This window comes from Pseudolactococcus yaeyamensis (assembly GCF_054658615.1).
Window position 1 is genome coordinate 1 of record NZ_BAAGGP010000085.1, and the last position, 12,716, is coordinate 12,716.

At 34.0% G+C, this 12,716-nt stretch carries 17 protein-coding genes; 4 read left to right on the forward strand and 13 right to left on the reverse strand.

Annotated elements, in window-relative coordinates:
- Positions 1 to 833: 833 nt before the first annotated feature.
- Both ACYQ21_RS12905 and ACYQ21_RS12910 read right to left on the reverse strand, forming a co-directional pair.
- Entirely contained in the window at positions 834 to 1,016 is a 183-nt protein-coding gene (locus ACYQ21_RS12905; protein ID WP_460058860.1) for a hypothetical protein, read from the reverse strand.
- 25 nt (positions 1,017 to 1,041) lie between these two features.
- Complete coding sequence (locus ACYQ21_RS12910) at positions 1,042 to 2,196, reverse strand: SpaA isopeptide-forming pilin-related protein (protein ID WP_460058862.1); 1,155 nt, start codon at positions 2,194 to 2,196, stop codon at positions 1,042 to 1,044.
- A gap of 249 nt (positions 2,197 to 2,445) precedes the next feature.
- On the opposite strand from ACYQ21_RS12910, the gene ACYQ21_RS12915 reads away from it, so the two are divergent.
- Positions 2,446 to 3,087, forward strand: coding sequence for a hypothetical protein (locus ACYQ21_RS12915; protein ID WP_460058864.1), 642 nt, complete (start codon positions 2,446 to 2,448; stop codon positions 3,085 to 3,087).
- Positions 3,088 to 4,196: 1,109 nt separating this feature from the next.
- On the opposite strand, the gene ACYQ21_RS12920 is transcribed toward ACYQ21_RS12915, so the two are convergent.
- The gene (locus ACYQ21_RS12920; protein WP_460058865.1) at positions 4,197 to 4,445 is read right to left on the reverse strand and encodes a hypothetical protein; all 249 of its coding nucleotides are present in this window, start codon (positions 4,443 to 4,445) and stop codon (positions 4,197 to 4,199) included.
- A 246-nt stretch (positions 4,446 to 4,691) separates the two neighbouring features.
- Between ACYQ21_RS12920 and ACYQ21_RS12925 the strand changes: the two genes are divergently transcribed.
- The 3 genes from ACYQ21_RS12925 (at position 4,692) to ACYQ21_RS12935 (ending at position 6,451) form a co-directional block, all read left to right on the forward strand.
- Entirely contained in the window at positions 4,692 to 5,255 is a 564-nt protein-coding gene (locus ACYQ21_RS12925; protein ID WP_460058866.1) for a hypothetical protein, read from the forward strand.
- A gap of 592 nt (positions 5,256 to 5,847) precedes the next feature.
- Positions 5,848 to 6,180 carry an AbrB family transcriptional regulator gene (locus ACYQ21_RS12930; RefSeq protein ID WP_460058867.1) on the forward strand — a complete coding sequence of 111 codons (333 nt, stop codon included), beginning with the start codon at positions 5,848 to 5,850 and terminating at the stop codon, positions 6,178 to 6,180.
- A complete protein-coding gene (locus ACYQ21_RS12935; protein WP_460058869.1) occupies positions 6,170 to 6,451 on the forward strand; it encodes a type II toxin-antitoxin system RelE/ParE family toxin in 282 nt (93 codons plus the stop codon). Before ACYQ21_RS12930 ends, ACYQ21_RS12935 begins: the two co-directional genes overlap by 11 nt.
- Positions 6,452 to 6,537: 86 nt before the next feature.
- Here ACYQ21_RS12935 and ACYQ21_RS12940 read toward each other — a convergent pair whose 3' ends face one another.
- The 10 genes from ACYQ21_RS12940 to ACYQ21_RS12985 all read right to left on the reverse strand — a co-directional run bounded on the left by ACYQ21_RS12940 (position 6,538) and on the right by ACYQ21_RS12985 (position 12,592).
- On the reverse strand, positions 6,538 to 6,987 hold the full coding sequence (locus ACYQ21_RS12940) for a hypothetical protein (RefSeq protein WP_460058871.1): 450 nt from the start codon (positions 6,985 to 6,987) through the stop codon (positions 6,538 to 6,540).
- Positions 6,965 to 7,408: a hypothetical protein gene (locus ACYQ21_RS12945; RefSeq protein ID WP_460058873.1), complete on the reverse strand. Its 444-nt coding sequence runs from the start codon at positions 7,406 to 7,408 to the stop codon at positions 6,965 to 6,967. Before ACYQ21_RS12945 ends, ACYQ21_RS12940 begins: the two co-directional genes overlap by 23 nt.
- A 113-nt stretch (positions 7,409 to 7,521) precedes the next feature.
- Positions 7,522 to 7,947 (reverse strand): hypothetical protein, encoded by a 426-nt coding sequence (locus ACYQ21_RS12950; RefSeq protein WP_460058875.1) that lies wholly within the window; start codon positions 7,945 to 7,947, stop codon positions 7,522 to 7,524.
- Positions 7,895 to 8,248: a hypothetical protein gene (locus ACYQ21_RS12955; RefSeq protein WP_460058876.1), complete on the reverse strand. Its 354-nt coding sequence runs from the start codon at positions 8,246 to 8,248 to the stop codon at positions 7,895 to 7,897. The genes ACYQ21_RS12950 and ACYQ21_RS12955 overlap by 53 nt, the downstream gene beginning before the upstream one ends.
- A gap of 91 nt (positions 8,249 to 8,339) precedes the next feature.
- Entirely contained in the window at positions 8,340 to 9,491 is a 1,152-nt protein-coding gene (locus ACYQ21_RS12960) for a cell division site-positioning protein MapZ family protein (protein WP_460058878.1), read from the reverse strand.
- A 44-nt stretch (positions 9,492 to 9,535) separates the two neighbouring features.
- Positions 9,536 to 10,129, reverse strand: coding sequence for a hypothetical protein (locus ACYQ21_RS12965; protein ID WP_460058880.1), 594 nt, complete (start codon positions 10,127 to 10,129; stop codon positions 9,536 to 9,538).
- Between the two features lies 1 nt (position 10,130).
- Positions 10,131 to 10,466 (reverse strand): hypothetical protein, encoded by a 336-nt coding sequence (locus ACYQ21_RS12970; RefSeq protein ID WP_460058881.1) that lies wholly within the window; start codon positions 10,464 to 10,466, stop codon positions 10,131 to 10,133.
- 100 nt (positions 10,467 to 10,566) lie between these two features.
- The gene (locus ACYQ21_RS12975) at positions 10,567 to 11,214 is read right to left on the reverse strand and encodes a hypothetical protein (RefSeq protein ID WP_460058883.1); all 648 of its coding nucleotides are present in this window, start codon (positions 11,212 to 11,214) and stop codon (positions 10,567 to 10,569) included.
- A gap of 123 nt (positions 11,215 to 11,337) precedes the next feature.
- Positions 11,338 to 11,985 carry a sortase gene (locus ACYQ21_RS12980; RefSeq protein ID WP_460058884.1) on the reverse strand — a complete coding sequence of 216 codons (648 nt, stop codon included), beginning with the start codon at positions 11,983 to 11,985 and terminating at the stop codon, positions 11,338 to 11,340.
- A 31-nt stretch (positions 11,986 to 12,016) separates the two neighbouring features.
- On the reverse strand, positions 12,017 to 12,592 hold the full coding sequence (locus ACYQ21_RS12985; protein ID WP_460058886.1) for a hypothetical protein: 576 nt from the start codon (positions 12,590 to 12,592) through the stop codon (positions 12,017 to 12,019).
- Between the last annotated feature and the right edge of the window lie 124 nt (positions 12,593 to 12,716).

Below are 12,716 nucleotides of genomic sequence, written 5' to 3' on the forward strand. Positions count from 1 at the left end.
ACGGCTGTTTGTGTGCTATCCGCAGCATGAACCACTGTCGGTTCAAAAGTCCCTAGAACTTTTGGAGTAATAAAAAAAGCTCCCATAAAGGAACTTGCAATAGCGAGCGTGGTTAGACTCTTTTTAACTCTAATCTTGATTTTCAAAATAGCCTCCTATAGATTTTTTATTTTTGTTTTTATTTGCTTAAACAAGTGATGTCCCTATGTTTGGTATAATGTTTAGTATCAAATATATTGAGGTAACGAATATGACTGGATTGTTCAAACTACTGACAGAAAGATTTTCATCTCACAAAGTATTACCTGCCTTTTTCCTACCAATTATTCAATTTTTATTTTGGATTGCTTTGTTATCCTTTTTCTTGAAAGAAGAACTCAAAACACTCATTCAAAAAACAGCAACAATCTTGCCACATAACTTTATCTCTTTCTGGTCAAATGTCACTCATGAGGAATCTCTTGCATTTTGGAAGTGTTTTCTATGGTTGTATTTGATTTTCAAAATCATCCATATGATAACTTTCTACCACTTTGATGAAAAGGGCGAGATATCGGATAAGCAACATTTCTTTGTTTCTACATGTCTTTTATTTTACTACCTCGGTGCAATATTTTTCTTCATTTTTGTGATATATGAATGTCTCTATGGAAACATGTCTCACTTTGATTTTTCTTTTCACAATCGAAAACAACTTCTTCAATCTGCTTATTTCTTATTCCGAAAATATTTAAAAATTCTAGGAATTGTTGAAATATTTTCTGGATTCACCTTGTTCTGGTCTAGTATAGTCTTAGCAACCGACCTATCATTTAATTTATCAATTAGATACATTAAAGTAAAGATCTTGCGAAAACGATAAAAAGTACAGCACCAAGGGTAGCTAGAAGAACAGCTTTAAGCAATGTGATTTTCCAATCTTCTGTCCTCTTATCGATTTTGTTAGCAGTCACTAGTTCAGCAAATGCCATCAAAACAGTGAGTATAATCACAATCAACATCTTAATGATAACCATCAATCACTTGTTTCCTTTCATAACCTTAAACTCTCTTTTTGATTTTGAGTTTACGATAAAGTACTAATCCAATGCACGCAGTCATCAAAGTTGATATAACCTTGAGAATCAACGTGTGAACACTGCCTGTCCGTGGGAACTTAAGCATCAAGACATTTTTCTGGGTCAATGTGATCGTATCGCCTGCTTTGATTTTTCCAGTAAAATGCGTTGAGTCAAGTTTATAAGGCTCTGGTACAGACGTTTCCCAAACCTCGACGGTTGTGTCAGGCAAGATATCCACGCTATTAGGGGTTAAGCCATTGGCACCAGTCGTTAAATCGTATTCTTTCACAGTGCCATTCTCAGTATATTTGAGATGGAATTTTGTATTAGGGATTGGCTTGCCTATTGTTTTATCCAGTTTTTGGATTCTGACGTTGCCAGCAAGCTCAATGACGAGTTTAACTGAAAATGGTGTGCTAAGTGGGTCGCCCTGAGTAATGATAGTCTGAGAGTTTGGTTTATCCCAGACTAGTGGGGTACCGTACTTATCAGGACGTTCAAATATAAGATTTCCACTAGCTTTGCTAGGGTCTTTAGGCGTGATTGTCATTTTGTTCCCATTGATTGAATAAGTTACATTTCCTGAATTTATTTGTAAACTCGAATAACCCGCTAATACATTGTTTGTATCTGTCAGTGTGACACTTTGACCGTACTTCACAGTAACAGTCTGCCCATTAAAGCTCGGTTTAGTGTTCCATTGATTGATTTTATTATTAATTGCGTTGATCTGTGAATCAACGTTCGACATGGGCATACCGCTCAAACTCGTCCAAGTCCACCCAACCTCACCATGTAACATTTTTAGCGCTGCAGTGTAAACTTCGTTATTCGTTTCAGCACCTAAATCACTCGCCATAGCCGTGATGAGATTCATCTTCTCGCTGTATGATGGCGTTGAATTATATCCGCCACCTGCATGAGCTGGCGTTTGTGGCTCAATACACCAGCCTAGCTTACCGTCAATACGCATTCGTGAAACATCTCCCCAACCATTCCATGCACCATTAACGGACGTGTAGGATGTCATAGGGTTGAGATAATCTTGTGTCAGTGTTGCGGCTGAAACTTGACCTGTGCTTGCGCCAAACGTTAAAGCTATCGCAGCACTTGTTAATATTTTTTTGATTTTCATCTTTCCTCCTTTTTGGAATATGGATTTGTGACAAGGTTCCTTGTCGGTTCACGAATTTTCTTCACATTGACCTTCTTTCTTTTTCAAGGTAGAAAAGTGGCGTTTTCTACTTTTCTACCTTATGGGATTTTGTGCCTTAAAATAAAAAAGAGAAACCTGTCAAGATTTCTCATGCCTTAGTTTAACGACGTTTCGGTCGGGTTATTTGATATAATTAAGTTAAATAAAAATAGAAAGAAAATTAAATTTATGAAATTAAATGAATTAACCAGTTGGATAAAGTTATTTAGCTCTGCTGGATTACTTACGTTTGCTTGGTCTTTAATTCAGAGGTTTATTAATATAAACCATGATAGAAAATCAAACAATTATAAAGTACTACTTCAAAAAATTTTTTTACCATTTCAAAAAAGTTTAGAGTTTCGCCTTTTCCAGTTTCCTATAAAAGATGATATAAAAACATTAAATGATTACGCTATAATACTTGATAATTTCATCCAAACAGTTAAATCAGATGAAAAAATCTTTTACTATATTGATGAAGACTTAACATCATATGCCCAAAAATCTTTTGAAAATATCTATAAATATCTTACTTCTGAGAAAAGAAAATCTAAAAAATACAGTGATGCAAAGTTCAATTATTATAAATTCTCTGAAAAATATTGGTATTTACTTAATCAAACTCGAAAATTTGAAGGTGTAAAAAAACGGGGATATAGCTATCGTCTCCAATATCACTTATTCTCAGGCAGTAAATTGATGTTCCCATTCAATTTTTTAGAAGAACAAATTAATAATTATATCTTGAAAATCCTTGTGCTCTATTTGAAAATTACCGTGATTTTATTCATATTAGGAGTATTTTGCGTTATCTTTGAGAGTTCATAAAATATGACACATAAAGTGTGATGATCATGATTGTTACTATCATTAAAAAAATCCAGAACAGCTTAATTATCATTCTAAATAAAAATGGAATTTTAAAACAATCTATGAAAGTTGAACTAAAATTCCTACCACATACTATCCAGTTAATTGCGAAAAAGACGAAGCAAAGCGAAACTATTACCATTTTCACAACATTGGACAATTCATAGACCCACGTAAATACATTGTATATTATCTCCAATAGACTTTTCATTTTACAAAAAAGACAACCAACATTTATAATCAACATTTTCAATTACCAATCCTATATTCCATCTTTTTTATCTTATTTTTTATTCTTCTTATCTTTAAAGCTAAGGAAATACAAGATAATAAAAACAAAAAAACTACTGATAAAAACGATAGGTAAAAAAAATTTCAATATGAATAATTTAAACCTGAAATTATAATACGGTTCGAAAAGCAAGAATAAAGCAGTGCATATCGCAAAGACGATACACCAATTCATTACCATTTTTGCTATATCTAGCATCTCTTTTCGTTTTTGTTTTCTTTTATCCATTCTGTTCTTCCTTCATTCTTAATTTAGTAGAAAAGTGGAATTTTCTACTTTTCTACTCTATGTAATTTTATGATATAAAAAAGAGAAACCTGTAAAAGATTTTCCATGCCTTAGTTTAACGACTTTTCGGTCTGGCTATTTTTATGTTTTAATCTCAAAATCTATTTTCGAGCAAAATTTGACAATAGATTTTTAAAAGTGGTATAATGAACTTAGTAAATCGTATATTACTTAAACACAAATACCCCAGAGATGGCATTCTCTGGGGTATCTTTTTGCACTAATTATAGCTAACTAGCGTGTGGCTTGTTTAAGGGCACGCCTTAATTATCATCTTGCTTGTCAAGCCAACGAGCGACTAGCATCGAAACAAGTTCAATGACTAGACCGACTGAAATCGGGATGACAATTAATATTACTAAATCGTATATCACCTAAACACCTCCTTCTACGTTGCGACGTATAAGGTAGCGAGCCCAAAGATTATTATATCACAAAAACCACTGCGATTAAGCGATCATTTTAGAATAGCTATTAGTAGAATATTCTACTTTTCTACCAACCAACATTTGATACGGTATTCATAGATAGAAAAGATTTTTTCATAAATCCAATTTATTTTCCAAGTGAATTTGATTTTTATGTTTGCTTTTTGACTACGGTCTGCCATGAGATAACTAACAAGATAATGATAATTGATGGCAACGCTATACCCCAATCGTTTTTCCCGCCTAATCTTCAACATCATGGGGAGTTTCAAGATTATTGGAGATTTGATGTCTTTAGGTGGTAACATTAGACCACTGCCTGTTTTTTTAACTCCTCAGGAAATAATGGAAATACCTCATAAAAAGTAATCCGCTTTCTCTTGAAAGAGTTATCTATTGATTTTCCGATTTCACCCATTACATTCCCTTCTGATACAAAAAAAGAGAAACCCGTAAAAGATTTCTCATGCCTTAGTTTACCGACGTTTCGGTCACAAACCGTGTGATATAATATTTATAAAATCAAATTAAGAAGTTTATATGGAAAATAAAACATGAAGAAAAATTTTAAAAATACAATAAAATCCTACTGTTCACTTATCTTTAAAACACTCGTCTTTACAGTAGTTTTGTATATACTACTGGTAATCGCCGCTCTACTTAGCTATGGAATAATTAAAATAACAAAACTAAATTTGAATCCTTCTGCACTAAAAGAAGTCTGGCATTCAGTTAATACTGAGCAGCTTTTAATAAGTTGCCCACCTGCTTTTTTTATTGCTTGTCTGTGCTTTGGTACTCTGGTAATAATTATGAAATTCGCAAGAAAATTAAATCTTGATTTCTTCTTTAGAGAAGAAACAATCAATCTGACCAACTTCTTTTTATTAGGCGTTTCATCTAGCACGATTTTATTAACGTTACTTCTATCTTTTTCTTCAGAAGCAATTAATATAGTGACATTACCAATAGTTATACTTCTCCTATTCACTAGCATTTTGGAAACTCTTAACTATGATAAAATGAAGCTCTTATTCCCAAAAAAACATCCAAAAGGGCAGGGTTCTAAAAAAGGTGTACCACGAAAGTACAAGCGTAAGTGCTACAAGAAAAGATAAACCCAATAAGACATAATTTAGGATTGTTTTTTCTTTTGTTCAATAATTTGTAGCAAGATGATTCCAAATACGCCAACAGATAACATTGAAGCGGCGTTTATATAGAAGTGCTATTTCCATAATTTGACCTCCCTATATGTGCTTTCTTCCAATTCCAAATTACTCCTTCAAGTTTAGGTGGTAGTTATTGCCTTACTCCCCCTGACAAACTAACCTCGTATTCCCCAGAAAAAAGACAACCAGCCAGGTACATCTCTAAAGAAAATATACCACGAAAATACAATCGCAAGCATTACTAGAAAAGATAATCCTAATAAGACATAATTTAAGGTTGTTTTTTTCTTTTGCTCAAAAATTAGTAGCAATATTGTTGAAAATATTACAAAAGACAACATGGAAGCGAGATTTAATATAAGCATTATTTTCATAATTTTACCTTTCTAACAAAGTAGAAAACTCTACTTTTCTACTCTATATAATTTTATGACTTAGTTTAGCGACATTTCGGTCAAATTTTAGAACGCCTCTTATAATTACATGGTAATTACAGTATAATAATGATAGATAGAATAAAGCAAAGGAGATGCTCATCATGGTTGTTAAAACTCGTAAACAAGGTAATTCTGTTACTGTTTCAATTCCCACTACCTTTAAAATCCCTTCAGGCGTCAAACTAGATCCAGAACTTAGGCAAGACGGTATTTTTTACCACTTCGTTGTCGAAGAGCAAGTCGATGTCTTGGATTTTGATGAATTTATCTTGCGTGACCTTTTAGCGGAAGGATATTCAGGCGAGACGTTGATTAGCGCCTTTTCAAAAGAAAAAGCTGCACTAAATCAAGCACTTAAAGACATTGCCTCAGATACGATTAACACTAATAAGGCGATGACACGTGAAGAAATGGAGAAAGCCATTGACTTATGAGGTCGTGCCATCAAAAGATGTCTTGAAATATCTTAAAAAGTTGAGAGAAAAACCACTAAAAACAGAATTTCTTGACTTAATTTATAATGATATTGCCCTAGAACCCTTGTCAGGGACGTTAAAGACTGGCATCTATACCAAAGGGTTCATTTATCGAAAGACTCACTACCGTGTGGCTTATAAAGTCGAAAACAATAGCGTTATACCAGTTTTACTAGCAGGCGCTCATGAGGGATTTTATGAGCAGTTAAAAAGGAAGTTGAAATCTTGAATTTCTGACTTGAGTAGAAAATTCTACTTTTCCACCAAACAAAAAAAGCAGAGAACATCGTGATTACGAATTCTCTGCTTTTTGATTTATTTTATTTCTTTGGTAACTATTCTTGCTAGTTTTCGGGTTCTATAATCTAGCTCAAACCCAAACTTTTGATAAACATGATCTCTCCTTTGGTGATTGTTCTCATCTACTTCATCAATCTTCCTCAACTCTCCAAATATCGTGATATTCCCTTTCGATTTCTTTGTTACATCTTCCATACATTTAAGAAATTCTCGCAATAACAAACTCCCATAGCCTTTATCTCGTTGTTTATTCCAAGTAATAAAAGAGACGATTTCAACATATTCAGGACTGTTATCGGTGTTATGAATATCACACTCTAATTTACTAATCCAGTCCTGCAGATAATAATGATTGGCAGATTTATATAATTCAAAAACTGCGCCTTCAAGGTGTTCATTCACACTAAAATAAGGCGTAAAGAAAACGACTAACTCATCTTGATTATAGTCTTGTTCTAGGCTCAAAGAAATCCTGATTTCTTTCTTTTTGAAGTTTGAAAAATTTTTCAAAGTGTTCATCCCCTTCAAATTCACTTTTTCCAGTAAATAGTTCATTACAAAATCGTCTTCTCAAATAAGCGCCTCGATGAATATCCTCAGGATTGTTTTCAAACTCCCCCATTGTTTTTAAACCAGAGCTATCAGACCAAATAATATTTAAATCTTCCACATATCTTTTGACATCGTGAAGTCCTCTCGATACTCTAAAAGCATAGATATAGAATACAGGATGCAACACTCGATATTCCCTTGGTAATTCTTGAATACGAATCCTATCATCCAAAATCCATCGTGCAACCGTCTCTTCTATTTTTGTTTCTGTAATAAGAATATCCATTTCGTTACCTTCCATTTTATCATATCTTTTACTGCTTTCCGTTTTCACGTCAATCATTTCAGTTCAAGTAGAAAAGTAGAAAATTCTACTTTTCTACCAAACAAAAACACATATTCAAGCGATGGAATACATGCTTCAGATTATTATTCAGTTCGGCGTACCTAGTTAATTATTATTTCGACCCATCCGTTAAGAAATTCAAACTTAAATTTCTCGTAAAGATAGTCTCTACGTTGACGATTATTTTCATCTTCTTCGTCAACATCCGAGAGTTTTCCAACGATAGTTACAGGCTGTGTTTGCCTTTCAGTAAAATAATTGAAAAACTCTTGTAAAATTACTGTGCCATATCCTTGATTAACTATTTTAGATTGAAATTCCCAAAGTCTAACTTTTTTAATATCTTGATTGTCATAGTAAGATAGTACTTCAAAATTTATTTTACTCTGAAAATCACGCAAACCTATCTTATTAATATCTGGATAGTATAAAAGTGTCACGTCTTTGGCTCTATTAGCATAATCAAAGCACTCATTAATCTTCAAAAAGCCATGCTCTAGTTCTTTCTTGTTGTCGGATAAATCCATCAAACGCTTCAACTCCTGTAAATTTATTTTCTACTCCAACAATAGCATGAATTACTCTTACCCGCAACCTCGTATTAACACCACCTTCCTTCTCAATTTCGTCAATATCCAGTAAAAACTGCTGTAAGACCTCTACAAATTGCGTGGCATCACATAAATTATCCCTAGCTACTCGCAAAGCGTAGTAAAAAAGAGCGAGATTTTGGATGCGCAGCTCATAAGGGACTTCTGAATATCGAAGTCTATTATTCAGTACTAAATGTTCCACAAGTGCCTTGTATGTGTTTTCTTCCAATGTCAAATTATCCCTTTCATTTCAAGTAGAAAATTCTACTTTTCCACCAAACAAAAAAAGCGGAGAACATTTGAGTCATTCTCCGCTTTATTCTAATTTAAAAGAAATTCACAGTCCATTTACGTGAACCGTCTGAATAGACAACGTCTACTACTTGTCGATTTTTCATGTAATTAGGATTATTTTCGTCATATTGCTGTGTTTTAGCCCAAGCGATAGCTTCCTCTATTGAATCAAACAACATACCTGAATTGCCGACCGCCCCTGCAACAATCGTCGGTGCACCTGGTTGTGGTGTTGGCGCAGGTGCTTGTGGTGTAGGCGTTGGGCTTGGTGCAGCTGCGCCGTTACCGCCTCCTGTTGAACCGCCACCATTGTTTTGTCCTGGTACAGCGCTGTTATCTGTCGGTTGTTGAACACTCCAAGAGCCGTTACTGTCTTGTACCGCTGAGCCACCTGTTTCTGCAGCTGCTTTTTCAGCGGCTTGTTTTTCAGCAGCTTGCTTGTCTTCCTCTTGTTTCTTCTTCTCGTCCGCCTCTTTTTTATTGGCATCATCTACGACTGTTTTAACCTGAGCCAGTTTATCTTCAAGGGCTTTTTTCTCGGTCTGATTTTTGACTTTAGCAACTTCAGCTTTCGCCTTATTGTAGCCATCTTCACTGTCTAACGCCTTACCGTCTTTGAAAAGAGATGAAACTAAAGTTTTGGCTGTATCAAGTGTCTTAGCTTGATTAGTAGCTTCTAGCTTCGCTTCAGTAAGCGTTTTCGTTACTGTTTCGTCAAGACCAGCTACTTTAATTGCCTCAGCTGTTTTTGCGGTTGTTGCGGCTTTAATCGCCACATCCTTAGTGAGTTTATCTTCAGTAATCACGGATTTCTCAAATAAGTCATTAACCGAAGTAATTGCCTCAAAGGTTGCTTTAAACTTACCAAGTTGACCCTGTGTCGTCTTGACTAGCTTTTTAAGCGCTACATCGTTTGTTTTCGAGTATTGATTCAAACTTTTTTGAAGTTCGCTAACAGTCTTAGATGTCACTGATTTTTTGATAAAAGATGATTTATCATTGAGATAACCCGCCTTGATTTGCTTTTGAATTTTTTCAACTGCAGCTGTATCATTTACTAATTTTTCTTGTCGATCACGAGTTTGAGCTTTTGAAACTTGATGCGATGTTACCGCAATCCCCCCACCAAGCACAAGAGCCAAAGTTACCCCACCAATAATCAGTTGTTTTTTATTCAATTTCATATTATTTACCTCATCTCATTCTTTCAGTGAAAAAATGTCCTTTTCTACTTTTGTACTGATGTCAATTCATCTTGTTTACTTGATATTACTTTTTTGAGTTGTCGAGTTTCATAATTAAGTTCAAATCCAAATTTTTTATAAAAATCATCTCGACGTTGCTGATTCTCAGGATTTTTTTCATCCTCCTGTGATAACATTCCTGTGATAACTAATGTATCTACTAACAAATACTGTTTGATATGAAACAGAAAAGTATCTAACAATATAGAACCGTAGCCTTGACTTCTTCTTCTGACAGCTATCGTGAAATCTTCAAGTTTTACATGAACTTTCCCTTTGTCCTTTTCGTCATAGGTAATAGTTGCCCACATATGCCCTTTATTTCGAAATGGATTATCTCGTTCGTTTAATTCATACAAATCACAATCAATCCTACAAATCCGAAAATTTCTATCGAAGGTCTGGCTCACACCTACTGCTAACATCTTTCTTTTGTGTTCTACATAGTGGGAAATTTGCCATTCAGTATGATTAAACGAAGCAATTTTAGATAAGATTTTTACTTGCCTGTTTAATTGTTCTACGGTCTGTTCCAAATCTAGCACTTTTTGTGTTAATTTACCTAGTTCATCGTTCAAATCATTGTTCATATTTCTTAAACTCTTCTTGCTCACGAACGAATTGTTTAAATTCATCTTTTTCGCTAAACTCGCTTTCTCCAGTAAAAAGGATATATTCTATCACATGCTTCATCCATTTTTCGCTAAGATGATTTTGTTTTTGCACATAACGATAATCTTCAAGAATCAGTTTTGATACTTGAATAAATCCCTTGACATTGTCACTACCTCTATTTGCCCGAATTGCCGAAATATAAAAACCATTTTCAATCCTTAGATTTTGGTCTATATCCGATAGTTCGACCTTTTGAAGTACTAACCAATCTCCGATTAACATTTCTAAATTGCTGTTCATCTTATTTTTTCTCCATTTTACCATATTCTGTGGCTTTTTTAGATTTTTATTAGTAGAAAATTCTACTTTTCTACCAACAACTTTATCGTCTGCTTATGTTTTATAAACTAATACCACTTTCAATCAAATATTTACGAAGTGCTTGATACTCGTCATAAAATATTTGAGGCATATCCCTATTGTATGTTGATAAACCTACCACATCATCAATTAGATAGTGTTTTTTGCCATCGTATGCTTGCATAAAGAGATAGTTTCTATCCCCAGTCCCTTTAATTAAAATTGAACTGTAAAAATATAGCTTGCCGTCACTATTTTTAAACCCTTTGATTTCTGGATTCAAAAAACTGAATGCCTTTTTAGATTCTGAAATGACTTCATCAGCACTACTCAAAATTATCTTCGTTTCTACGATTTTTTCAACATGTCTAAAATCAGATATCATTGAATAAACATTTAAAATCCGACCACTTTTGATTTGGAACTTCAGTTCAGGTAATCTGATTTGTCTAGTGTGTGTCTTTTCCTCTATACTTGACACTCTGATAGATGTTTCATCATTATCATAAATGATCGTTTCATCATAGCTAACACTAACCTCTTTTTCTTTTTTATCATTTACCGTGAAATTAAGATATAATGCTGAATGTGCAAAATCGTTCTTTTTCATCTCATCCTCAATATACCACTGTTTTCTTACGAATGATATCGTCCACAATGCTATAAGAATAGTAAATATCCCCGTCATTCTCTCTCCTGTTAGAAATTTGATTAACGTCAAATTCTTCTTTTATTTTCTTTATCATGAGTAATCTCTTTTCATTTTTTTCATTTTCAAATCAATTATAACATGATAATATTTTTACAAATTCTACTTTTCTACCAAGTGACCACCTACAATTAACCGCTCACTATTATTTTGCCAACTGACACAGGTGAATAGAGTGATTTTTGGTTTTTCTTTATCAGCAGGTAACTTCAAAATTTCATCCGTTGGCACATTATTGACAGTTTCAAACTGTTTATCACTTCTAACAACGTCATCCACAATATAGCTAAATTCTTTATCAGGGATTTCCACAATGATTTTCGCTCCCTTTTCAACCTTGTGTAAGTCAGTAAAGAGAACGCCTTGATAAGGAGTTGAGTGACCTGCTAAGACAAAGTTCCCCTCGCCTGCTAGCGTATCATAGAGATAAGTTGCAGCGCCAAGAGATAGCGTGTACTCGTTTGTTCCTAAATAGATGGGTAACTCTAAGCCAATGGATGGAATTTTTAACAAAGCATAAGCATTTTCAGGTATGCCTTGTTTGATTGCCTGCTCTTGGGCTGCCTTAATTTTATCCCAATCATTAGTAACTGGTCCCTCTTTATATCGCTTAGCGTGATTAGATAGACGTTCTGTTTTGATTTCCTTAGTGAAGTTATTGACATCAAGCCAACGGTGAATGGTCAAACCTAAAACCACCATAATAATCAGCGCAATGACTGATATTGTGACTATTTTTATTCTTTTCAATTTCCCTCCTTTGGTAGAAAATTCCACTTTTCTACTTTTGCACTTTGTATTGTTTGGGTATCTCTTTCCATTTATCATAAACAGTGATGGCAATATCAATCTCTTGATTTTGCAAAGTATTGAAATCTCGATCTATTTTTAGTTCCTTTTCTCTTTTATCCTGATAGACCCTTTTGAAAGACTTTAAAATCTCCGCATAGATTGTCATCATCGCTTCTCGTGAGTTTTGTTTCACTCTTATACTATAATTTCCTGTATTGTCAGCTAAAATCTCTTGATGTCTAATATGCTCATTTTCAAAAAATGTCTCTATTTCCTGTAGAGCATATGCTTTAAAATCAGATTTTTTTGCGCCTACCTTAATGATTTCAGCTTCATGTTTTGCTGTGAACTGCGATAATGGTGTAATCGGTTTAACTACACTATCCCTAATTGTAGATAAATCAGAACGGCTCCGTTTAAAATCATCGTGTATAACAAGAGATAGTATAAATCTTAATATTATAGGAATTGAAACCAACAATACAAGTGGCAACATTATCCTTGAAGATAAAATCCTGAATTGTATAATAAATTGATTAATGTCAAGAAAGATATCTTTTGTCATTTAATTCTCCCTTCATTTTTCCCAACTAACAGTAACCATATTGTCTATATCGGTTATTTTGTAACCTAGTGATTCAAGTCTTGTACACCCTTCTTTTGATGTACAGTAATCAACCATCGACTGG

What these genes read in the sequence shown, in the direction of transcription:
- ACYQ21_RS12905 (WP_460058860.1), bottom strand. Translation starts at nt 1,016, where the DNA reads ATGGTTATCATTAAGATGTTGATTGTGATTATACTCACTGTTTTGATG.
- ACYQ21_RS12910 (WP_460058862.1), bottom strand. Translation starts at nt 2,196, where the DNA reads ATGAAAATCAAAAAAATATTAACAAGTGCTGCGATAGCTTTAACGTTT.
- ACYQ21_RS12915 (WP_460058864.1), top strand. Translation starts at nt 2,446, where the DNA reads ATGAAATTAAATGAATTAACCAGTTGGATAAAGTTATTTAGCTCTGCT.
- ACYQ21_RS12920 (WP_460058865.1), bottom strand. Translation starts at nt 4,445, where the DNA reads ATGTTACCACCTAAAGACATCAAATCTCCAATAATCTTGAAACTCCCC.
- ACYQ21_RS12925 (WP_460058866.1), top strand. Translation starts at nt 4,692, where the DNA reads ATGAAGAAAAATTTTAAAAATACAATAAAATCCTACTGTTCACTTATC.
- ACYQ21_RS12930 (WP_460058867.1), top strand. Translation starts at nt 5,848, where the DNA reads ATGGTTGTTAAAACTCGTAAACAAGGTAATTCTGTTACTGTTTCAATT.
- ACYQ21_RS12950 (WP_460058875.1), bottom strand. Translation starts at nt 7,947, where the DNA reads ATGGATTTATCCGACAACAAGAAAGAACTAGAGCATGGCTTTTTGAAG.
- ACYQ21_RS12960 (WP_460058878.1), bottom strand. Translation starts at nt 9,491, where the DNA reads ATGAAATTGAATAAAAAACAACTGATTATTGGTGGGGTAACTTTGGCT.
- ACYQ21_RS12970 (WP_460058881.1), bottom strand. Translation starts at nt 10,466, where the DNA reads ATGAACAGCAATTTAGAAATGTTAATCGGAGATTGGTTAGTACTTCAA.
- ACYQ21_RS12975 (WP_460058883.1), bottom strand. Translation starts at nt 11,214, where the DNA reads ATGACGGGGATATTTACTATTCTTATAGCATTGTGGACGATATCATTC.
- ACYQ21_RS12985 (WP_460058886.1), bottom strand. Translation starts at nt 12,592, where the DNA reads ATGACAAAAGATATCTTTCTTGACATTAATCAATTTATTATACAATTC.